This window comes from Bacteroides caecicola, assembly GCF_023337095.1.
In the GTDB taxonomy this organism is placed as follows: Bacteria; Bacteroidota; Bacteroidia; order Bacteroidales; family Bacteroidaceae; genus Phocaeicola; species Phocaeicola gallinarum.
Map to the genome: position 1 here is coordinate 229,747 of NZ_JAMBLM010000001.1, position 20,424 is coordinate 250,170.

General features: G+C 44.3%; 21 protein-coding genes. All 21 read left to right on the forward strand.

The window, feature by feature from the left end; all coding sequences use genetic code 11:
* The first annotated feature begins 11 nt into the window (after positions 1-11).
* The gene (locus M3085_RS00855; protein ID WP_249052071.1) at positions 12-1,211 is read left to right on the forward strand and encodes an OmpA family protein; all 1,200 of its coding nucleotides are present in this window, start codon (positions 12-14) and stop codon (positions 1,209-1,211) included.
* Positions 1,212-1,226: 15 nt separating this feature from the next.
* Positions 1,227-2,369, forward strand: coding sequence for a DegT/DnrJ/EryC1/StrS family aminotransferase (locus M3085_RS00860; protein WP_249052156.1), 1,143 nt, complete (start codon positions 1,227-1,229; stop codon positions 2,367-2,369).
* A 271-nt stretch (positions 2,370-2,640) separates the two neighbouring features.
* Entirely contained in the window at positions 2,641-3,027 is a 387-nt protein-coding gene (locus M3085_RS00865) for a hypothetical protein (RefSeq protein ID WP_249052072.1), read from the forward strand.
* A gap of 327 nt (positions 3,028-3,354) precedes the next feature.
* Positions 3,355-3,747 carry a hypothetical protein gene (locus M3085_RS00870; RefSeq protein WP_249052073.1) on the forward strand — a complete coding sequence of 131 codons (393 nt, stop codon included), beginning with the start codon at positions 3,355-3,357 and terminating at the stop codon, positions 3,745-3,747.
* A 422-nt stretch (positions 3,748-4,169) separates the two neighbouring features.
* Positions 4,170-4,607: a hypothetical protein gene (locus M3085_RS00875; RefSeq protein WP_249052074.1), complete on the forward strand. Its 438-nt coding sequence runs from the start codon at positions 4,170-4,172 to the stop codon at positions 4,605-4,607.
* 121 nt (positions 4,608-4,728) lie between these two features.
* On the forward strand, positions 4,729-5,115 hold the full coding sequence (locus tag M3085_RS00880; protein ID WP_249052075.1) for a hypothetical protein: 387 nt from the start codon (positions 4,729-4,731) through the stop codon (positions 5,113-5,115).
* A 534-nt stretch (positions 5,116-5,649) separates the two neighbouring features.
* Positions 5,650-6,816 (forward strand): AAA family ATPase, encoded by a 1,167-nt coding sequence (locus tag M3085_RS00885; RefSeq protein ID WP_191710657.1) that lies wholly within the window; start codon positions 5,650-5,652, stop codon positions 6,814-6,816.
* Between the two features lie 83 nt (positions 6,817-6,899).
* Positions 6,900-7,436, forward strand: coding sequence for a DUF4276 family protein (locus tag M3085_RS00890; protein ID WP_249052076.1), 537 nt, complete (start codon positions 6,900-6,902; stop codon positions 7,434-7,436).
* A 14-nt stretch (positions 7,437-7,450) separates the two neighbouring features.
* Positions 7,451-8,320: a hypothetical protein gene (locus tag M3085_RS00895; protein WP_249052077.1), complete on the forward strand. Its 870-nt coding sequence runs from the start codon at positions 7,451-7,453 to the stop codon at positions 8,318-8,320.
* Complete coding sequence (locus M3085_RS00900) at positions 8,308-9,414, forward strand: radical SAM protein (protein ID WP_249052078.1); 1,107 nt, start codon at positions 8,308-8,310, stop codon at positions 9,412-9,414. Before M3085_RS00895 ends, M3085_RS00900 begins: the two co-directional genes overlap by 13 nt.
* Positions 9,401-9,688 carry a PqqD family protein gene (locus M3085_RS00905; RefSeq protein WP_191710661.1) on the forward strand — a complete coding sequence of 96 codons (288 nt, stop codon included), beginning with the start codon at positions 9,401-9,403 and terminating at the stop codon, positions 9,686-9,688. Before M3085_RS00900 ends, M3085_RS00905 begins: the two co-directional genes overlap by 14 nt.
* A gap of 3 nt (positions 9,689-9,691) precedes the next feature.
* Positions 9,692-10,123, forward strand: a complete 432-nt coding sequence (locus M3085_RS00910; protein ID WP_191710662.1) for a S24/S26 family peptidase — start codon at positions 9,692-9,694, stop codon at positions 10,121-10,123.
* Positions 10,124-10,130: 7 nt separating this feature from the next.
* Positions 10,131-11,249, forward strand: coding sequence for a radical SAM protein (locus M3085_RS00915; protein WP_204501149.1), 1,119 nt, complete (start codon positions 10,131-10,133; stop codon positions 11,247-11,249).
* On the forward strand, positions 11,236-11,505 hold the full coding sequence (locus M3085_RS00920; RefSeq protein ID WP_191710664.1) for a PqqD family protein: 270 nt from the start codon (positions 11,236-11,238) through the stop codon (positions 11,503-11,505). The genes M3085_RS00915 and M3085_RS00920 overlap by 14 nt, the downstream gene beginning before the upstream one ends.
* Entirely contained in the window at positions 11,502-12,617 is a 1,116-nt protein-coding gene (locus M3085_RS00925; RefSeq protein WP_191710665.1) for a nucleotidyltransferase family protein, read from the forward strand. Before M3085_RS00920 ends, M3085_RS00925 begins: the two co-directional genes overlap by 4 nt.
* Positions 12,614-14,341 carry an ABC transporter ATP-binding protein gene (locus M3085_RS00930; RefSeq protein ID WP_249052079.1) on the forward strand — a complete coding sequence of 576 codons (1,728 nt, stop codon included), beginning with the start codon at positions 12,614-12,616 and terminating at the stop codon, positions 14,339-14,341. The genes M3085_RS00925 and M3085_RS00930 overlap by 4 nt, the downstream gene beginning before the upstream one ends.
* Before the next feature lie 12 nt (positions 14,342-14,353).
* Complete coding sequence (locus M3085_RS00935) at positions 14,354-15,166, forward strand: polysaccharide biosynthesis/export family protein (protein WP_191710667.1); 813 nt, start codon at positions 14,354-14,356, stop codon at positions 15,164-15,166.
* Positions 15,167-15,193: 27 nt separating this feature from the next.
* Complete coding sequence (locus tag M3085_RS00940) at positions 15,194-17,581, forward strand: GumC family protein (protein ID WP_249052080.1); 2,388 nt, start codon at positions 15,194-15,196, stop codon at positions 17,579-17,581.
* 6 nt (positions 17,582-17,587) lie between these two features.
* Positions 17,588-18,310 (forward strand): tyrosine-protein phosphatase, encoded by a 723-nt coding sequence (locus tag M3085_RS00945; protein ID WP_204501153.1) that lies wholly within the window; start codon positions 17,588-17,590, stop codon positions 18,308-18,310.
* Positions 18,297-19,298, forward strand: a complete 1,002-nt coding sequence (locus M3085_RS00950; protein WP_191710670.1) for an endonuclease/exonuclease/phosphatase family protein — start codon at positions 18,297-18,299, stop codon at positions 19,296-19,298. The genes M3085_RS00945 and M3085_RS00950 overlap by 14 nt, the downstream gene beginning before the upstream one ends.
* A gap of 14 nt (positions 19,299-19,312) precedes the next feature.
* Complete coding sequence (locus M3085_RS00955) at positions 19,313-20,422, forward strand: EpsG family protein (protein ID WP_249052081.1); 1,110 nt, start codon at positions 19,313-19,315, stop codon at positions 20,420-20,422.
* Positions 20,423-20,424: the final 2 nt, after the last annotated feature.

Consider the following 20,424-nt stretch of genomic DNA (forward strand, 5'->3'; position numbering starts at 1 on the left):
AAGCTAATAAGATGAAAAAACTAATTATATTGGGTTTGGCTGCTGCGCTTGCTTTGCCTTCATTTGCTCAGGCGGAGAAGAAAGTAGACATAGCATCGATTAAGGCAGACTCTGTTACTGTATTAAAGCCTTATAAGGCAAAAGATAACTGGTTCTTCGGTGTATATGCCGGTACGAACTTCTCATTTGGCGAAAATACTCGTTTTAACAAGGGTAAGATGTTTGGACCGAGTTTCGGACTTTCAGTAGGTAAATGGTTCTCACCGGCTGTCGGCGCGCGTTTGCGTTGGGCTATCCTCCAGCAGCACCACATGGTGAATACTGAAATGGAAGCTGCATATCCTAACCTTGACCCTGTTTACAAACATGGTATGACTTCGGTATTCTTCGATGGTTTGTTTAACTTCAATAACATCTTCAGCCGTTACCGTGAAGATTCACGCTTTAATGTAATCGGTGTGCTCGGTATTGGTTTCAACTCTGCTTTCGGCTTTTCTGATAACTCGGCTGACTGGACTAACACGGGTTATGAAATAGATACCGACGGCGGTACTTACTTGGCTATCCACGCCGGTTTGATGTTGAACTACAAGCTGAACAACGCTATCGACCTGAACCTCGAAGCTACTTATAACGCTACCGACGATGCTTATAACGGTGTGCGTTATGACCGTAAGTACGATGGTTATATGTATATCGTAGCCGGTATGACTTGGCACTTCAAAGATCAGTACGGCGACCGTCGTTTCCGTTACGTAACGATGACTGACCAAGCTAAGATTGATGAGTTGAACCGTCAGATTAACGACCAGCGTGCACAGCTCGTTCCGCCTCCTCCTGTAACGAAGGTAGAAGAAAAGGTGGTAGAAAACGAAGTGCTTAACATGACTGTATCGTTCATCATCGATAAGTATAACATCACCGACTTGCAGAAAGACAACGTGAAGGCAGCTGCTAAATATCTGGAAGACCATCCGGATGTGAACTTGATTATCACCGGTTATGCCGATGTTCAGACTGCTTACCCGGCATACAACTTGCGTTTGTCTAAACGTCGTGCCGAAGCTGTTTATAACATGATGGTTGATGAATTCAACGTTGATCCGTCTCGTATCCGTGTAGACTATAAGGGTGATACCATCCAGCCGTACCAGAAGAAGAACGAATGGAACCGTGTTGTAGTATTCATCACCGAACCGCGTAACAAGTAATAAATAGTATTCTTAATCATGAAGCGTATCCTTTTGTCATTGGCTCACATGAGCGGCAAAGAGGAAGAGTTTATCCGCGAAGCGTTCGACTCCAACTGGGTAGTTCCGTTGGGGCCGAACGTGGATGGATTTGAGCGCGACCTTGAAGCATGGATTGGAAAGAAAGCAGGGCGTGAGGTTCATGTCGTGGCTTTGAGTTCGGGAACAGCTGCCATTCATCTGGCGTTGGTCATGTTGGGCGTAGGGCCCGGCGATGAAGTGATCTGTCAGAGCTTTACCTTTGCGGCTTCTGCCAACCCGGTCTGTTATCAGGGCGCCACGCCTGTTTTCGTCGACAGCGAACCGGATACGTGGAATATAGACCCTCAGTTGCTGGAAACAGCGATTGAGGATCGTTTGCGCAAAACAGGGAAGTTGCCGAAAGCCATTATCCCCGTTCATCTGTACGGTACGCCCGCCCGCATGAACGAAGTGATGGACGTTGCCAACCGCTACGGAATCCCCGTGGTAGAAGATGCTGCCGAGGCAATCGGCTCGGAATACGGCGGACGCTATTGCGGCACGTTCGGGCAGTATGGCGCACTTTCGTTTAACGGCAACAAGATGATAACCACCAGCGGTGGCGGTGCCTTGATTTGCCCCGACGAAGCATCGGCAGCCCGCGTAAAGTTTTACGCTACACAGGCTCGCGAAGCCTTCCCCTACTACCAGCACGAGAAAATCGGTTACAATTACCGACTGAGTAATATATCGGCTGGCATCGGACGCGGACAGATGTTTGTACTCGACGAACACATCGCCCGTCGGCGTGCGATACACGGTCTTTACGTGGAAAAGTTAAAAAACACACCGGGCATAACGGTGATGCAACCACGGTCTACGGTAGATTTATGTCCTAATTATTGGTTGAGTACCATCTTGGTAGAACCGGAACAGGCAGGCTTTACGTATCAAGACCTTTCGGCGCGTCTCGCTGAGGCGGGCATCGAAAGCCGTCCGCTATGGAAGCCCATGCACCTGCAACCCGTGTTCCGCAATGCTCCCGCCTACGTAAACGGGGTATCGGAATCACGATTCCAGCAAGGTCTTTGCCTTCCGTCAGGCCCGTTGGTAACCGACGATGATGTGGATAAAATCGTGGAAATAATAAAAAAATGATAAATTATTAATGTTTAATCCTTCTAAGTTCCGGGGGAACTTTTAAGTTCACACGGAGCTTTCGGAACAAGAAAAGTTTTGATAATCAGGTTTTATTAAGCGATTATTTATTGCTGATAAGTAACAGAAAGTAAATCTGTTACCCTCTCCATTTAAGCTGTAAGACGCATTCGCGAACAAAGTTCCCCCGGAACTGTTTGCGAACGAATCAAGACGCAATCCTGAACTAAATTCTTACGGGATTTAGATTAAGATAATGGAGATAAAAACAATGAAAAAAGCGTATGTAAAACCTACAATGGAAAGTGAAGCATTTGTAGCGAGTGAATATATTGCGGTATGTACAGGAGCTACTTATGACGCATGGTGCAACCACAGTGGCTATATATTCCATGATTATAACGGCAATGGAATGATAGATAGGGGTGATGATTATATTTATCCAAATGATGCTTGTGGTGAACACTATCGTTCGGAAGAAATGCCTGAATTTAATGCTTTAGCTTTTAATGGAGATCAAGTGGAATGGAAAGGTGGATTATTCTTTGGAACTTATGTAGTGAAAGATTCTCAAAAAGATAAAGGTACTCCCGGTTTTGTTTATAAAAAAGAACATTTCTCTACGAAGTTTAGTACAGATCCTCATTACGTTTCTTGATAAATATTATCAAAATTCACTTTTCATGTTCCGAACCAAAGGAAGATTAAACAGAAATAACAAAAACAGAGAAATCGAATTTATTAATGTTTAATCGTCTAAGTTCGCGAAGAACTTGGGCTTTCTTTACTGACAAAGAGACTCTATACGTTCTTGGAAACTTTATATACGAATAAAATACTGTAAAGTATAATGTTCTAATAATCAACTCTATCTTGATAGAATGCGAGTATAAGTTCTTCGCGAACTTTGCTCCACTCTATCCGATAGATGCGATTATAACTCTTTTTCGGGGTTTAGACAAACTTTCAAAAGAAGATATAGAACATGAAAAAAGCGTATGTAAAGCCGAGCATGGAAAGTGAAATGTTTCTCCCAAATACTTACATTGCTGCTTGTGAAATCCTTTCTACATGGAGAGTAAAATGTAATGTTCCTGCCGGTATTGGATATTACGAAACTAATGGCATACCGGGATATCAACGTGGTAGTTGGAAAGAGGAGGGAGATGAAGAGATTGCGAGTGGCAAAGGATGTGGAATTTGGCATACGGGAGTAGAACAAGAACCTGTTGCTAATGCAATGTGGCAAGAAAGATGGAGCGGCAGATACTATTCTGTATATCATTGGACTCAAGGAAGTAGCGGTTGGGGACATTCTAATCACCACTTTACGAAAGTAGAAGATGCAGAATGGGAACATGAAAAGAACCATAGCTAAATCTTAACTTTTCCAAGCAAACAAAAATAGAGTTTCACATAAGTCAGTAAAGATAAAAACGAGAAATCAACTTAAAATTATTAACCATTTAGTACGTTAATTTTATAAGAACTTTACGTTTGAGTCTTTATTGACGAGAATTTTGATAAAACGTAAGTTCTGTCCGAATGAAGCCTTGCAAAGTTCGGATAGAACTTAACGAATTATCAAGCTGATATAACTTTTAGAGATGTACATCGGCATGATTAGCTAATCACAAATAGTTGTAACATGAAGGAAAAGAAGAACTTTGTGAGAAAAGTTCTATCCGGACTTTAAAGCCAATCAAAAAGTACATCCTTTCTAAATAATTATTTCAGACCGTCAACGCGGATAAGAGCCTAAGGCACTCATAAAGCGAGCGTACGAAAATTATTTAGGATATGGAAAAGAAAAGAGCGTATGTGAAACCAAGTTTGGAAAGTGAAGCATTTGTTCCCAATACCTATGTAGCTGCGTGCGGAGATGAAAACAAAGTATATTTGTTTACATGCGATGGAGGCGGAGGAGCATATGGTGGTGTTTGGCATGATGATAATGGGATTCCGGGATTGCAAACTAGCTCTTCAGGACATTGGTGGCAAGGAAATTATGTTCCTGCTGATACACGAATAAGTAGAGGCACTGACTCATATCATGCTTGTTATGAAACACATAGGGCAAGTGTGATGGATGATTTTATTACAGACTGTTATTTCAAAAAACCAAGACAAAGTGATAGCGATGCAATTCCTGTAACTGTATGGAGAGGACCTTGGGGTAATAATACTCATTGTACAACTCAATTGGATATTAATTCTTGGAAAACAGAAAAATCATAAAAGCAAAAAACATTCGGCTTCACTTCGAGTAAGCGAAGCCGAATTATCAAAATTCAACAAGAGAAACACAAACGTAAACCTTCTTATTCCATTAACGTGCTGATGAATAAAAAGCAAGAATATGGAAAAGAAAGCGTATGTGAAACCAAGTTTGGAAAGTGAAACGTTTGTTCCGCAAACATACATTGCCGCATGTGGAGATAGCGGTGTTACTTATCTTTTTGAGTGTAATGCAGGTACAAAACTTTGGGGTGATAGAAATTATCGTTATAAAGTATGGACAGATAGCGGACAAGTTTTAGCCAGTGAGCGGAAAGGCTTATATGGACCTTGTGGAGAAACACATGAAGCTGATTCAGATGATGAATTTTTATGGGGGTATATGGATAATGTGAATACCCCGTGGAATGAAAATATTCGTGTTCGTATTTGGAGAGGTCCTAATAATGATAATGTTCATTGCACAACAAAGCTCAATGAGCATGAGTGGGAGACAGGAAAATCCTAATATAAAATGAATATCTACCATTAGCCAATGTAGGGGCGTATCGCATACGCCCGAAAGCATCAACGTATATAATCCGCGTATTCAGGGCGTATGCCATACGCCCCTACAAGCTATTTGGCAAAGTATAGTTATTTATGTTAAATACTTGATACTGTGTAATTTTTGCTCCGCCTGCATACCCCTGAAAATGCTACGGTTAGAAATAAAATTTCATCCCGATAGCTTCCCTATTTCTATTCGGAAGACTTATCCGTTTATCGAATAGAATTTTTCGGGGCGGAAGAAGATGAAGTAAAGTTTTGAATACCTGTTATTTGTCAATGTAGGGGCGTATGGCATACGTCCGAAAACAGCCACGTGGATAAACTCGCGCATTCAGGGCGTATGCGATACGCCCCTACAAGGCAAATGCAGATGTTTATAGGCGCTTTAAAATTTAACTCAGCTGTATCAATGTTACTGATATAAGTTCTTTTATTGGCGAATATTTGAATCTGAAGAATATTTCCTTTCTTTGTAGAAAAGGAATGATATATGCTTATTTCGACTATAACACTATATAACTGGAAGAACTTTCAGCACTGTGAAGCTCACCTTGCCGACCGTTGCTTTATCGTAGGTGCAAATGCTACGGGGAAATCAAACCTGCTCGATGCCATTCGTTTTTTACACGATGTGGTGAAGCAAGGAGGAGGACTGCAAACCGCCGTAGACGACCGGGGCGGGATAACCCGAATCAGATGTTTGTCTGCACGTAAGCGGACGGATGTAGAAATCGGGGTAGAGCTGAAAGAATCGGTAAGCGGAGAGGTTAAATGGAAGTATGTGTTGGGGTTCAGACATACAGGAGGCGGCATCCGCAAAAGTCAGGTAAGCATCGTGACCGAACAGGTCTATTCTGCCGAGGCAGGCGGCTATGTTCTTAACCGTTCGGCAGAGTCGGAAGGCGAAGACGAAGAAACACTGAAATATACGCATCTGGAACAAGCCAACGCCAATCAGAAATTCCGAGAAGTGAAAGACTTCTTCCTGCAAGTAGAATATTTGAATATCATTCCGCAACTGATTCGCGAGTCGGACGGCAGGCAAGGCGGCAAAGACGATTATTACGGACGTGGTTTTCTTGCCCGGTTGTCGGTGCTGAATGAGGCGACACGGAATTCATATTTAAAGAAAATAAACGAGGTAGTACGGTTGGCAGTTCCGCAGTTGAGTGAACTATCGTTCGCAAAAGACGAAAACAATATGCCTCATTTGGAGGCTCGTTACCTGCATTGGCGGGCGCAAGGAAGCAAGCAGCGTGAAACCCAGTTCTCCGACGGAACCCTTCGCCTGATAGGTTTTCTGTTTGCTTTGCTCGACGGCAACGGCGTAGTGCTTCTTGAAGAGCCGGAAATAAATCTTCATCCGGGGATAGTTGCACACATACCCGAATTTATCGCCCGTATGCAGCGTTATAAAAACAGACAAGTATTGATAACCACGCATAGTTACGATATCCTGTCGGACGCGGGAATCGATGAAAATGAAGTGTTGCTGCTGACCGCAACCGATGAGGGAACGCAGGTAACGAACATTTCAAATGAGGAAGATATTTGCAACGTGTTAGGAGCAGGATTCTCCGTGGCCGATGCCTTGATTCCGCGTACCAAGCCTGACGGAATAGATGAGTTGGGGACAATAAATCTGGCAGCGGAATGAAAAACGTATATATCGCAGGCGAAGACCCCGTAACACGTGAGATAATTTACAGGTTGTTGAAATACTGTTAGCCGGATTTCTATGTGATTCAGGAATTGCCGGCTCGCGGGAGTGAAATAAAAAACAAAATAGAATCCTTTAATAAATTGGCAGCCAGTCAGCCGGTTATCTTGCTGACTGATTTGGATACGGACGATTGCGCCCCGTGTACGAAACGCAATCTGCTGAACGGATTGGTTCAACATCCGAACTTCCTGATAAATGTAGCAGTAGATGAGGCGGAAGCATGGTTGATGGCAGACCGTGTGAACTTTGCCGACTATATAGGAGTTCCGGTAACCGATGTACCTCAGGCGTGTTTACAAAAACAGGGTGGTATGAAGCCCTTGATGGAAGTTTCCTGCCCGCTGAAGTCGTCTTATTATCTGACTCACAGTATAGCACCTCATTCGGCAAAAGAAGAAATCCGCAGCCAAGTGGCGGCAACCGGAAAAGGCTGTAAAGGAAAAGAATACAATACTGCCATGCTTCCGTTTATTCGGGAAAAATGGGACATAGACAATGCCCGTCAGCACTCTGACAGCTTGTCGCGGATGATAGACCGCATCAAAAAAATATAATCATTCATACACAAATGCTAAAACTAACCATCGGCAAACTAAACATTCAGTTAAACGGAGTGGATGCCGAGCAGATACCGGACAACACGCTGTTGTTCCGTTCCGACTTTCAGGGAGAAGCCGATTTGACCTATACGATTCGTATCGGCGAAAATCCTCCGGTTGTTTCATCTCCGGTTATTTACCGCGCAAAAGACATCATGGTGTTCGGAAAGCCCGACGGCTTGGAGGCACGGTTGCTTTATATGCCCGACAGCCGTGATTGTTATGCGTATTACGAAGAAATCAGTGAAAAAGAAATTAATATATATGTCAATGGGGCATATCTTAATCATCTGAAAATTGATACGATATTTATCTCCCTGTTGGCACTCGAACGCCATGAGGAGCGGCGCGGGGCGTTTATCCTGCATTGCGCTTACATGAGCTTCGACGGAAAAGCCATTTTGTTCAGCGGTCCGAGCGGCATCGGAAAATCCACACACTCCGGCTTATGGTGCAACGAATATCCCGACCGTACCTGTGTGCTGAACGGAGACAAATGCCTGCTTACGATGGACGACGGTCGGCTGTTTGCCAACGGTTGGCCCGTATGCGGCTCAAGCGGTATCTGCCAAAACGAAAGACGCGAAGTGGCGGCAATCATTCTGTTGCAGCAGTCCATGATTAACCAGTTCATCGAAGAAAAACCGATGCGAAACTTCAAACAACTGCTGGCACAGATTACGGTGAATTACTGGAACAATCAGTACACCGACGATGCAATGAATTTCATTGAAAGCCTTTTGCGGCGGACGGGATGTGCCACGTATGCCTGCAACATCAGCAGCGAGGCAGTTGTCACCTTATATAATAAATTGAAGGAAAAGCAATGGATTTGTTAGACGACGCAACCAAAGTAGAGAAACGTTTGGTAGCGAAGGCTACGATGGCACGTGTACCTATTACTGCATCTTTCGAACTTACCCCCTGTTGTAACTTGCAGTGCGACATGTGTTTCATCAGCATGAAGCACGCCGAGATGAAGGCACACGGCGGATTGAAAGACTTGGATTTCTGGCTCCGGATAGCAGCCGAACTGAAAGAAATGGGGACACTGTTTATCCTGCTTACCGGAGGCGAGCCGTTGCTCTACCCGCATTTCAAGGAACTGTACCGCTCGCTGCGCGAGATGGGATTTATCCTGACGCTGAACACCAACGGAACGTGTATTGACGAAGAAATTGTTCAACTTTTCCAAGAGAACCGCCCGCGGCGTGTCAATGTAACCCTTTACGGAGCCAGCCGGGAAACTTACGAAACGCTCTGTCATCGTGCCGATGGCTTCGACCGCTGCATGAACGGACTTACGCTGTTGACAAAATGCGGTATCGATACAAAGCTGAACGTAAGCATCGTAAAAGAAAACCTGCATGACTTTGAAGAGATATTAGCCATAGGAGACCGTTTCGGCATTCCTTCGGTGGTAAACGGTTATATGTTTCCCTGTTCCCGCTCCATCCGGAAACAGATCGGCGTAATCGAATCGCGCCTCGAAGCGGAAGACGGCGGACGAATCGACGCACTTGCCATGCGTCATACCAAAGGAGCCGGATTTTACGATACGATACCGGTAATGCTGGAAGAATTAGAACAGGTCGTTCCCGATGACCGTCCGTTCCGCCTGACTTGCCGGGCAGGGAGCAGTTCGGCTTGGATTACTTGGCAGGGAGTAATGACCCCGTGTGTGATGATGGAGTATCCGGCTGTCAGTTTAGAACAGTTGTCCGTGCGTCAGGCATGGAACGAAATAGGGAGAATGTGTGGCTTGTTGCTTCCACACGACGACTGCAAAGGATGTAAGTTGCGCAGTCTCTGTCAGGTATGTTATGCCTCGGCAATGCTTGAAAAGCAACATTACGGAACGGTGGATTACTTATGTCGTTTCACAAAAAGTGAACTGAATACATTGAAGATTTTGACAGATGAAAAAAAATAAAGAATTTATAGTACGGAATATTGCAGACGAAACCGTTTTGGTGCCCGTAGGAGAAACCACGCAAGACTTTAACGGCATGATAACGCTGAGCGAGGTCGGAGCATTTATTTGGGAACACATCGAAGAAGCTCCCGATTTCCAGTCGCTGGTTCGGCTTATCTTAAATGAATATGACGTAGATGAACAAACAGCCGCCACCGATGCGGCTGCGTTTTTGAACCAACTGCTCTATATGCAGATGATTGTGCCGAACAATCCCGAAAAGCAGTGGTAACGCATGAGGACAATCGATACGCGAACCTATATCGACATGCTTCGCGGGCTGACGGAAGAGGGTAAAGAAGTCACATTGATCGTGGCAGGCAGCAGCATGTCTCCCTTCCTGATTCATCACCGGGATAGCATCTGTTTCCGCAAACCCGACAGGGAACTTCGGCGCGGCGATATGGTTTTTTACCAGCGGGCCGACGGACAGTATGTCATGCACCGCATTTGCCGCATCCGACAGGGCGATTACTATCTGATAGGCGACGCGCAAACCGAAATCGAAGGGCCGATAAAAAGAAACCAGATATTCGCACTGGTAACCCAAGTAAAGCGCAAAGGCAAATGGATTCGTCCGGGAGACTTCTGGTGGTTCTTTTTTGCCCAAATCTGGATACGAGTCATTCCGTTGAGGCGCTTTATTATTCGGATGTATCCCAAATAAAGATAAAATGGATCAATTAACCGATATAAATCCGGTAGAAAGGCGGTTGGTAGACAAAGCCAATGCCGCATGGATTCCCATCTCAAGTTCTTTCGAACTGACTCCGCTCTGTAACCTGAAATGCGACATGTGCTACGTGCGGATGGAACAAAGTGAAGTGAAGCAGGCCGGCGGATTACGCAGTGCAGATGAATGGCTGCATACAGCGGAAGAGTTGCGGCAGGCGGGTACGCTGTTTCTGTTGCTGACGGGTGGCGAACCCTTGCTTTATCCGGGCTTTGCCGATTTATACCTCCGGCTGAAAGAAATGGGCTTCATCCTCACCCTGAATACCAATGCCACACTGATAACCGAAGAGTGGGCACAACTGTTTCAGCGGCAAAAGCCCCGCCGAATCAACGTTACGCTTTACGGCGGCAGCAATGAAACTTATGAGTCGTTATGTCATGTTTCAAATGGTTTCGATCGTTGTATGAACGGCTTGCGGTTACTGAAGGCTCATGGCATTGATGTTAAATTGAACCTGACTCTGTTGAAAAAGAACCGCAACGACTTTTCCCGCCTGTTGGAAATAGGCCGGACGCTGGATATCCCTGTATCGACAAGCAGCTACATGTCGGTGTTTTGCAGCAAGACCTGTACCTCGCAGTTGGAGATTCCCCGCATACGGATGTCTGCCGACGACGTGGCAAAGATCGATGTAGAATATCTGAAATATAAAAAAGGCGACGATTATCCTGCGTACGCTTGTGAGATGGGAAACTTTCTGAAGCACGACATTCCTACTGCCTCCGAGGGACAAGGGCTTACCTGCCGTGCCGGGAAAAGTTCGTGCTGGATAAACTGGCAAGGCATAATGACACCCTGTGTGGATATGGCGGCTCCGGCGGTATCACTGGCGGAAACGTCGGTAGCTGAGGCTTGGAAAAAGATAACAGACGAACGGAAAAACCTGCCCCTGCATACCGAGTGTGCCGGCTGTGCCCTGCGGCCGGTGTGTGACGTTTGCTACGCCAATGCTTCCAACGAGAAAGCACACTGCGGCAACCTGCACTATTTGTGCGACATCGCCAAAGCTAAAAAAGAATTATTGATACGTGAATCAAACAGATATGAAACTAAATAATTTATTGAAACTTCGTCAGGTAGGCGGAGAATATATGATTATCAATCCGTACAGCGAAGCAGCAGACATGACGCAGGTTATTTCGCTCAACGAAACGGCAGCATGGCTGTGGAAACAGGTCGAAGAAAAAGAGTTTACCACAGACACGCTGGTAAATTTATTGTGTGAAGAATATGAAGTAGACCGTTCTACGGCGGAAAACGATATCCGTGAATTGTGTAACGAATGGCTCCGGAAGGGATTGGCGACAGAATGAGCAGAATACAGGAGTTGTTTTTTTTCTTGCTGAAGCGCGGACTGTGGGGCGATAAGCAAACACCGGATGAGGGCTTGTTTCCGGCAACATCTTCGGAATGGATGCTGCTGTATCGGCTTTCCCGTAAACATACGGTGCAGGGAATTGTATACGATGGCATTTGTACCCTGCCTGTCGGTTGTCAGCCCCCGAAGATGCTGCTTATCCAATGGGCGGTGGAAATAGATAAGTGGGAGCGTATCAATCACCACCAGCAACAGATGCTTTGCCGTATACAGATGCTGTTTAACCAAGCTCCCGCCATCCCGTTTGAGTTAATAAAAGGATTGGCTATCAGTTGTTATTATCCTAATCCTTTACATCGGGTTTGTGGAGATTTAGACCTTTATTTTTGCGGAAAAGAAGGGGTGGAAGCAGCCAATAAGCGTATCGAACAGACGGGAGTTTGCGTTGAGTTGGGCAACTCAGACGACTCATCGTATACTGTAAACGGTACTTATGTAGAGCAACATCCCCGATTGATAGAACTGCATAACCCGTTCATCCAAAAAGAGTTGCAGCAATGGGAGAAACAGGTTTTCGGAACCGGTGCACCGGAGCAGCGTCCGGTGTATTTCGGCATACCGATATGTGTACCGACTCCTGTGGCTCATCAGATGCTGGTTTCTACCCACATATTGAAGCATCTGTTAAATGAAGGTATCGGGTTACGCCAACTTTGCGATGCAGCGATTCTGCTGAAAGCGCAAGCATCGGTTCTCGATAAAGAAGAATTGGAGAAAAGATGCCACCAGTTCGGCATATATCGTTGGTCGAAGCTGCTGTATGCGTTGTTGGTAAAATACATCGGACTTCCCGCAGAATATCTGCCTTTCCCTACCGACGAAAATCCTGACACATTGATGGAGGAAGTTTGGGAAAGCGGCAACTTCGGATTTTACGATGAACGAAAGGCGGCACGTCCCGACGGAAAATGGAAGAACAAATGGTATACGGTAAAACAAATCAGCCGCAAAGCAAAACTGTTTTTCCTGTATGCTCCCGGTGAAACCTTTTGGTGGCCGGTATCATTGTCGGGTGTCCGGCTGAAAGAATTGATTCAAGGGAAATGAGGGAGTTGATAAAAAAGCTGTTACGTAAATTAACGAAAGAAAATATACATTCCGTTTACCATTTGGGGCGGAAAGCCATGCGCTGGGTGATGCAAGTCACAGCAGGCTATCATTGGTTAATTACCTTTTCCATTTTTTCGGGCATTTTTGGCGTGGGCATGTCGTTGTTCAACGTATGGCTCTCGAAATGGATTATTGATATCGTAACCGGTGCACGCGAAGGAAACGTTTGGATAGCTGCCGGACTGGTGGTTTTCTTTTTCTTTTTCGGTATGGCGGTGAAGCTGATTTCGCCGTGGATTTTCGGAAAAATCAGAATGCGCATCGGCATACGGATGCAGAACTCACTGTCGGATGCCTTAATGATGTGTTCGTGGAAAAGCGGACAAAAGTGGCATACGGGCGATTTGTTGACTCGTATCAACAGCGATGCTTCGGAAGTGTTGAGCATGGGCATGGGGATATTGCCTAACTTAATCGTTACCACGGCACAGCTGATCGGTTCGTTTATTTTCTTGTGGGCGCTTGAGCCTCGGCTGGCTTGGTTCATTTTAGGAGCTACGCCGCTGGTACTTTTGTCGAAAATCTATTTCCGGAAAGTGCGCGAGCTGAGTAAGGCACAAAAAGAAATGAGTAGCGAGATGGGCTCGGTAATGGAAGAAAACCTTTCGCAGCGTGTATTGGTCCGTTCGTTGGGTGCCACGGATTACCGTAAGCAGAAACTCCATCAGACCCAAGAAAAACTGTTTAATCTGGGGATGGAACAAATCAAGTTCTCCACCTATTCGCAGGGAGTGATGGGATTTGTGTTTGGCGGCGGTTACTTGTGTGCGTTTTTGTGGGGAATCTACCAGTTACATACCCATCAGATAACATTCGGTACGATGACCGCTTTCCTTCAGTTGGTAGGACAGGTGCAAGGCCCGTTCTTGGGACTGATAGCCATACCGCCTGCGTTGGTGCGCGGATGGACTTCGGTAGAACGTCTGATGGCATTGTTTGAAGATGTAGAACCCGATGAAAATCCGAAATATTTGGATAGTCCGTTAGCTCTGACGTTTAACCAAGTTACTTTCTCTTACGAAGAAGGTCAGCCGATATTGAAAAATTTTTCGGCAGAATTCCGTCCCGGAACCTCTACTGCCGTAGCCGGGCCTACCGGAACTGGAAAAACAACAATGATCCGGCTGATGTTGGCACTGCTGTCGCCCGACTCTGGAAATCTGACTCTTACGACTGCGGGAAATACTACCTATAACGTGAACCAAGACATGCGGATAAACTTCATGTACGTACCGCAAGGAAACACCCTTCTTAGCGGTACAATTCGCGAGAACTTGTTGTTGGGAAATCCCGCAGCGCAAACATCTGATTTAGAACATGTACTGCGTATCGCTTGTGCCGACTACGTATTCGATTTGCCACAGGGAATAGATACCCGCATCGGCGAACACGGTTACGGGCTTTCGGAAGGTCAGGCACAGCGTTTGGCGATAGCCCGCGCATTGCTTCGTCCGGGAAATATTTGGCTGTTTGATGAGGCTTCTTCAGCATTGGATACAGCCACTACCGCCCGATTGATGGATAACTTGTTGCGTGAAGGCGCAGAAAAAACCTTAATCTTTATAACCCACGACCCACGCCTGATGGAACGTTGCGACCGGGTAATTAATCTGAATGAATGTAATTTAAACGATAATCGAACAGAACAAATAAAAAATTAGCTAATTGAACTTATGAACAAAATGATTCGAATCTTTTGCCTGTTGGCAATTCTTTTCTTCGGTTCGTGTGCTGGCAGAAAAAATTTAGTTTATCTGCAAGACATGGAAGAACTGAAAGAATATCCGGTTTATCAGAAATACGAAGCCGTTATTCATCGTGATGACCGTTTGAGTATTACAGTAAGCTGTAAGAATCCCGAACTTACTTTGCCGTTTAATATCCCCGGAAGCAGTGACTATAGTGTGGGGCTCGACGGAAACGTAACGGCGGTAATGCCTGCCACTCCGGGTACAGACAATACCAACAAAGGATATTTAGTAGACGTGAATGGCGAAATCGATTTTCCCGTACTCGGTAAATTGAAAGTAGAAGGATTGACACGCAACCAGTTGACCGAAATGATTAAGCAACGTTTGATTAATGAAGATCTGATAAAAGACCCCATTGTGACGGTAAACTTTCAGAACTTCAAAATAACGGTGCTTGGTGAAGTGGGCAGTCCGGGAACTTACGACATCAAAGGAGAACGAATCACTCTGCTGGAAGCGATAGCCAAAGCCGGAGATATTACAGATGAAGGACGTGTAGACCGTGTTGCCGTAATTCGCGAGTATGGTAACAAGCGTCGTATTCAGTTCCATGACCTTCGTTCAAGAGAGATTTTTAACTCTCCAAGCTACTATTTGCAGCAAAACGACATCGTATATGTAGAACCTTCTTCAGCCAAAGCGAGAGACAACGCTCAGCGTACATTCAGTATGTTCAGTATGGTATTGTCTTTCATTACAACCATAACTTCTATCGTTGTATTGGCAATACAGTAGGTGACTAACTCTTAATTTATTCTCGTTATGATACAAATGAGCGAACAGAAAGACCTGTCAGGCAATGATAAAACCCAAAGCAGCAGCGGATTTAATATCAATCCGTTAGATATGCTGATGTATTTGTTAGCCCGTTGGTATTGGTTTGTGCTGTCTATAGCCGTATTCGGAGGCTATGCATGGTATCAATATGCCAAAACGCCTTATCAATACTCCAGCTCGGCAACGGTTATGATAAAAAATGCAGGTCATAATAATTATAATTACGGATTAGACCGTTTTCAGATGAACAGTTACACTAACGTGGCGAATGAAATTTTGCAATTTCAATCTTATAAACTGATGCGCGACGTGGTGAGCCGGTTACATGCTGAAGTTTGCTACACTGTGATGGACGGTTTGCGAGAAATCGAATTGTACACACAAGCTCCGGTAAATCTGTCTTTTCTTGAAGCGGAAGAACATGAAGATTTCAGTGTAGACGTAATTCCTATTGATGACAAAACCGTCCGGCTATCGAATTTTATAGGCAATACGGTTAACAGTCAGTCAATGAATGCAACTTTGAACGATACCATTCAAACACCGATAGGAAAGTTGTTGATAACGCCTACGCTTTATTATGCCAATAAATGGTACGGTTCGACCATCACCGTACATAAGATGAGCGTAGATAACATGGCAAGTATCTTCAGTTCTAATTTATCGATTACGCAAGCAGAAAACGATGCTTCCATCCTTTATCTTAGCCTGCGCGATCAGTCTCCGGTGCGAGTAGATGATGTGTTGAATACGTTGATTACGATCTATAATGAAGAAACTGTAAAAGATAAAAATCAGATAGCCATCAATACATCGAAGTTTATTAATGACCGGTTGATTATCATCGAGAAAGAATTGGGTGGTGTGGAATCTGAAATCGAGTCGTATAAGCGTCAGCACGAATTGATTGATGTATCATCGGCAGCCAGTATGTCGGTAGCCGACAAACAGCAATATGGAAATCAGATTACCGAATTGGAGTTGCAAAAGCAAATGGCTAATTACGTGAAGAGCTATCTTACCGACCCTTCGAAGATTACGGGACTGCTTCCTTCGAATACAGGTATTGCCGATATGAATATTGAAACCCAAATCACCCAGTATAATACAAACAAGCTGAAACGTGATAAGTTGATAAAAAACAGTAGCAATAAAAATCCGGTGGTACAAGAGTTGAACAATTCACTGATGGCACTGCGACAAAACATCATCCGCGATATCGACAATGTGATTGTAGGAATTGATGCCAAGTTGCGTGAAGCCAGAAGTCGTGCGGGAGAAGCTGAAAGCCGTGTGGCAAATATTCCGACACAGCAACGTCAGATGTTGTCTATCGAGCGTCAGCAACGTATCAAAGAAGAATTGTATTTGTATCTGTTGAATAAACGTGAGGAAAATGCTTTGAGTCAGGCTACCACTGAAACCGATGCCCGTGTGCTTGACCCTGCCGGTGGAAGTGATATGCCGATTTCTCCGAACGGGAAAAACATGATTATGGCAGGAGTGATGAAGGGATTGGCATTGCCGGCTGTAATATTGATAGCACTCATGTTCTTCGATACGAAGATACGTACGCGGAAAGATATCGAAGACGGAGTCAGTGTACCGTTCCTCGGTGAGATACCGGAAGCAAAAAATCGTGGGAAGAACCATATTATCGTGCGCGATCAAGGGCGTGACATCGTTTCGGAAGCCTTCCGTATCGTGCGGACGAACATGGACTTCATGCACATCAAAAACAAACAAATGCAGGTTATTACCTTCAGCTCGTTCGGTCCCGGAGCCGGTAAGACTTTTGTTTGTACCAATTTGGCAGCCAGTTTTGCTCAAACTCAGAAAAAGGTAATACTGATAGACCTTGATATACGTAAGGGAACATTGAGTCGTCATCTTCACCATCAAGAAAGTGGTATGACAACTTACCTCGCCGGAAATGCAAAGATAGATGACATCATTAAGCCCAGTGAGTTTGCGCCGAATCTGGATGTGATATCTGCCGGTCCGAATGCGCCTAACCCTGCCGAATTGTTATTGAGCGAAAATTTGGAAACGCTCATTGCCGAGTTGCGTAAACGCTATGATTATATTATTGTAGATAACGTGCCGGTAGGTATTATTGCCGATGCCGCCATCACCAACCGAATAGCCGATTTAACCATATTCGTTATCCGTGCAGGTAAATTTGACCGACGCATGTTGCCGGACTTGGAAAAGTTGTACCGCAGCAAGCAATTAAATAACATGTCATTGATACTGAACGGTGCGTCTGTTAAAAATAATGGCTACGGTTATGGCTACGGCTACGGTTATGGCTATGGTTACGGCTACGAAGAAAAAAGATCGAAGTTTAAATTCTGGAAAAAACGCAGTTAATCAGTTATGTTTTTCAGTTTCAAGAAAAAACATTCATTATTGGAATCCGGCATACTGAAAGGAATGACCGACATCCACTCCCATATACTTCCGGGAGTGGATGACGGTTCTCCTTCTACGGCTTCCAGCTTAGATTTATTGAATTGGTTTGAACGTTTGGGCATTGTTCAAGTATGGTTGACTCCGCACGTTATGTCAGACCTTACGCAAAATACACCTGAGCGATTGACCACCTGTTTTGAACAGTTTAAACAACAGTATAAAGGAACGATAAAACTCCATCAGGCCGGAGAATACATGATGGACGCAGCCTTCCTGCAAAAGTTAGAAACGGGAGTCTTGCAATTGGGTAAGAAGCATCTGTTAGTAGAAACTTCATATATGCTTCCTCCTGCCGGACTGCATGACATATTGGAACAAGTACGTCATGCAGGCTATTTCCCCCTGATAGCCCATCCGGAACGTTATACTTACATGGATAAAAAGGACTATCAGAAACTACATGAAGAAGGATATGAATTTCAGTTGAATCTGATGTCGCTGAGCGGTTATTACAATCCGGGCGCAAAAGCTGCAAGCGAATGGCTACTCAAAAAAGGCATGTACACCTACGTTGGGAGCGACTTGCATCATCTGGAGCGTTACCAGCCCATGTTGGAAACCATGAAGCTGACCAGCGAGCAACTTGAATCCCTGAGTATACTGATTGCCAATAATGAGTATATTTAAAAAGACCATTCTGCTGTTATTGTTGCTTCCTACCGTGTTGTTGGTCATTATACCTCACAGCACGGCGTCTGTAGCTTCCTATCTAACTCCGGTAACTTTAGCAGTTATTCCGATAACTTTGTTGAATGCCTTTTTAACGGTATGGGAATTTCATAAACACAGTCGGTGGACATGGCTGTTTGCCATAGCTTTTCTTGTCAGCGGTTGGCAGGTTAGCGAAACGATTGGATTCGGAATTTCAAGTCGGAAAGTACATTCGGAAATGTTTCCTATACGCATCGTAAGCTGGAATGTAAGAGACTTTCAACTAAAATCAGAAACCCTATTGAAAGCAAGTAACGTACTGTTGGCAGAAAAGCCCGACATACTCTGTTTTCAAGAACGACCGCACACCAACCTGTTGGCATGGGATACAATCAAAGCCGCTTTTCCTGATTATCCCTATACTGCGATAAACAGTAGAGAAGACGAAGTCTTAAATTTAGCAATCCTGAGCCGCTGGCCTGTTTCCGGATTAAAAGAATTTTATTTCCCGGAAAGTTACAACAAAATCATACAAGCAGACATACACATAGGCAAACAAACAATACGTTTGTTTAACGTACATCTGCAAACCACAGGCGTAACGCCCGGCATGGAAAGAAAAAGCGTGATTCAAATCATGCAAAAACACGCATTAAAGCGTAATAAGCAAGCCCAACTTTTACACGAAGCCATTCAGTCAAGTCCCTATCCGGTTCTTGTTTGTGGCGATTTTAACGACGTACCCTCTTCGTTCGCATATACACAAGTCAGTCAAGGCTTGCGCGACTGCTTTAAAGAAGCCGGTTACGGATGGGGAAACACCTACCAGTCGTTAGGCAACCTGTTTCGGATTGATTATATGCTCTGCTCCAAGCAATCCGTTGTAACAGACTACAACCTGATAAGTAATTCATGGAGCGACCATAAAATCCAGTGCGCTACCATCTATTATCCATCTAACTAAAACAGAAAAGATACATGTTCGATTTTATACCTCTATCCGATTATACAATGTATTTCAACTATACCATACTTGTTATGGTATTAGTCGCCTTCTGGCAGTGTAATACGGGTATCAGTCTCCAGAAAAATACAGCCACCTTGAATGCCATGTGGGGAATCCTATTCACCATTCTGCTTATTCTGTATATGGGGTTAAGGCCGATATCCGGTGTGTTCGGTGATACGGTTAATTACGCAAAAGGATTTTATGAGATACAACATTCTGTAAAACCGTTTGTGTGGCAATGGGAAGGAGAGTGGTTGTTTTATAATTTGATGGGATGGTTTGCAAAAAACAGTGACATACATACCTTCTTTTTATTTTGTACATCTGTATATATTGGATGCCTTTGGTTAGCTATGCAGCGCATCTTTAAGAATTACTACTATATTCCTTTTTTGGTCATACTCGGAATGTTTACCTTTTGGAGCTATGGGGTAAATGGTATTCGTAACGGGATGGGAGCATCTTTGGTTATTCTTGCAATGACTTATGTCAATCGTATTCCTATGATGTTAACTCTTTGTATAATAGCAACGGGAATACATAAATCTTGCTACTTGATGATTGCGGCCGGAGCATTGGCATGGTTTGTAAAAAACAGTTATCTCTATTTGGTAGGTTGGATAGCGTGTGTAGGAGCATCGTATGCGGTAGGTGGACGCATTCAAAGTTTTTTGGCTAATTTCATTTCTATCGGTGATGACCGTTTTTCCGGTTATTTGACAGGTAGTAATATGGTGGGCGAGGTTATACAAATGAGTATGACATTCCGTTGGGATTTTCTTCTGTACAGTGCGATGGGCGTATTTGTAGGGTATTATTTTATTTTCCGTCGTAACTTTAAAGATGAATATTACCAGTGGATTTATAATACATTTTTAGTGACCAATGCCTTTTGGGTATTGGTGATCCGTGCGGCATACAGTAATCGTTTTGCTCAAATATCATGGTTTATCATGCCGATAGTATTGATTTATCCGTTTATGAAGCAACGGTTTTGGCAGAACCATGAACGAATATTGGGAGCGGCATTATTGGCGTTTTATGCATTTGCTTTTTATTTTAATATATTAAAAGGATAGAT

Coding starts and splice junctions, on each gene's coding strand:
- M3085_RS00855 (WP_249052071.1), top strand. CDS start 12: ATGAAAAAACTAATTATATTGGGTTTGGCTGCTGCGCTTGCTTTGCCT.
- M3085_RS00865 (WP_249052072.1), top strand. CDS start 2,641: ATGAAAAAAGCGTATGTAAAACCTACAATGGAAAGTGAAGCATTTGTA.
- M3085_RS00870 (WP_249052073.1), top strand. CDS start 3,355: ATGAAAAAAGCGTATGTAAAGCCGAGCATGGAAAGTGAAATGTTTCTC.
- M3085_RS00875 (WP_249052074.1), top strand. CDS start 4,170: ATGGAAAAGAAAAGAGCGTATGTGAAACCAAGTTTGGAAAGTGAAGCA.
- M3085_RS00880 (WP_249052075.1), top strand. CDS start 4,729: ATGGAAAAGAAAGCGTATGTGAAACCAAGTTTGGAAAGTGAAACGTTT.
- M3085_RS00885 (WP_191710657.1), top strand. CDS start 5,650: ATGCTTATTTCGACTATAACACTATATAACTGGAAGAACTTTCAGCAC.
- M3085_RS00895 (WP_249052077.1), top strand. CDS start 7,451: ATGCTAAAACTAACCATCGGCAAACTAAACATTCAGTTAAACGGAGTG.
- M3085_RS00900 (WP_249052078.1), top strand. CDS start 8,308: ATGGATTTGTTAGACGACGCAACCAAAGTAGAGAAACGTTTGGTAGCG.
- M3085_RS00905 (WP_191710661.1), top strand. CDS start 9,401: ATGAAAAAAAATAAAGAATTTATAGTACGGAATATTGCAGACGAAACC.
- M3085_RS00910 (WP_191710662.1), top strand. CDS start 9,692: ATGAGGACAATCGATACGCGAACCTATATCGACATGCTTCGCGGGCTG.
- M3085_RS00915 (WP_204501149.1), top strand. CDS start 10,131: ATGGATCAATTAACCGATATAAATCCGGTAGAAAGGCGGTTGGTAGAC.
- M3085_RS00920 (WP_191710664.1), top strand. CDS start 11,236: ATGAAACTAAATAATTTATTGAAACTTCGTCAGGTAGGCGGAGAATAT.
- M3085_RS00925 (WP_191710665.1), top strand. CDS start 11,502: ATGAGCAGAATACAGGAGTTGTTTTTTTTCTTGCTGAAGCGCGGACTG.
- M3085_RS00930 (WP_249052079.1), top strand. CDS start 12,614: ATGAGGGAGTTGATAAAAAAGCTGTTACGTAAATTAACGAAAGAAAAT.
- M3085_RS00935 (WP_191710667.1), top strand. CDS start 14,354: ATGAACAAAATGATTCGAATCTTTTGCCTGTTGGCAATTCTTTTCTTC.
- M3085_RS00940 (WP_249052080.1), top strand. CDS start 15,194: ATGATACAAATGAGCGAACAGAAAGACCTGTCAGGCAATGATAAAACC.
- M3085_RS00945 (WP_204501153.1), top strand. CDS start 17,588: ATGTTTTTCAGTTTCAAGAAAAAACATTCATTATTGGAATCCGGCATA.
- M3085_RS00950 (WP_191710670.1), top strand. CDS start 18,297: ATGAGTATATTTAAAAAGACCATTCTGCTGTTATTGTTGCTTCCTACC.
- M3085_RS00955 (WP_249052081.1), top strand. CDS start 19,313: ATGTTCGATTTTATACCTCTATCCGATTATACAATGTATTTCAACTAT.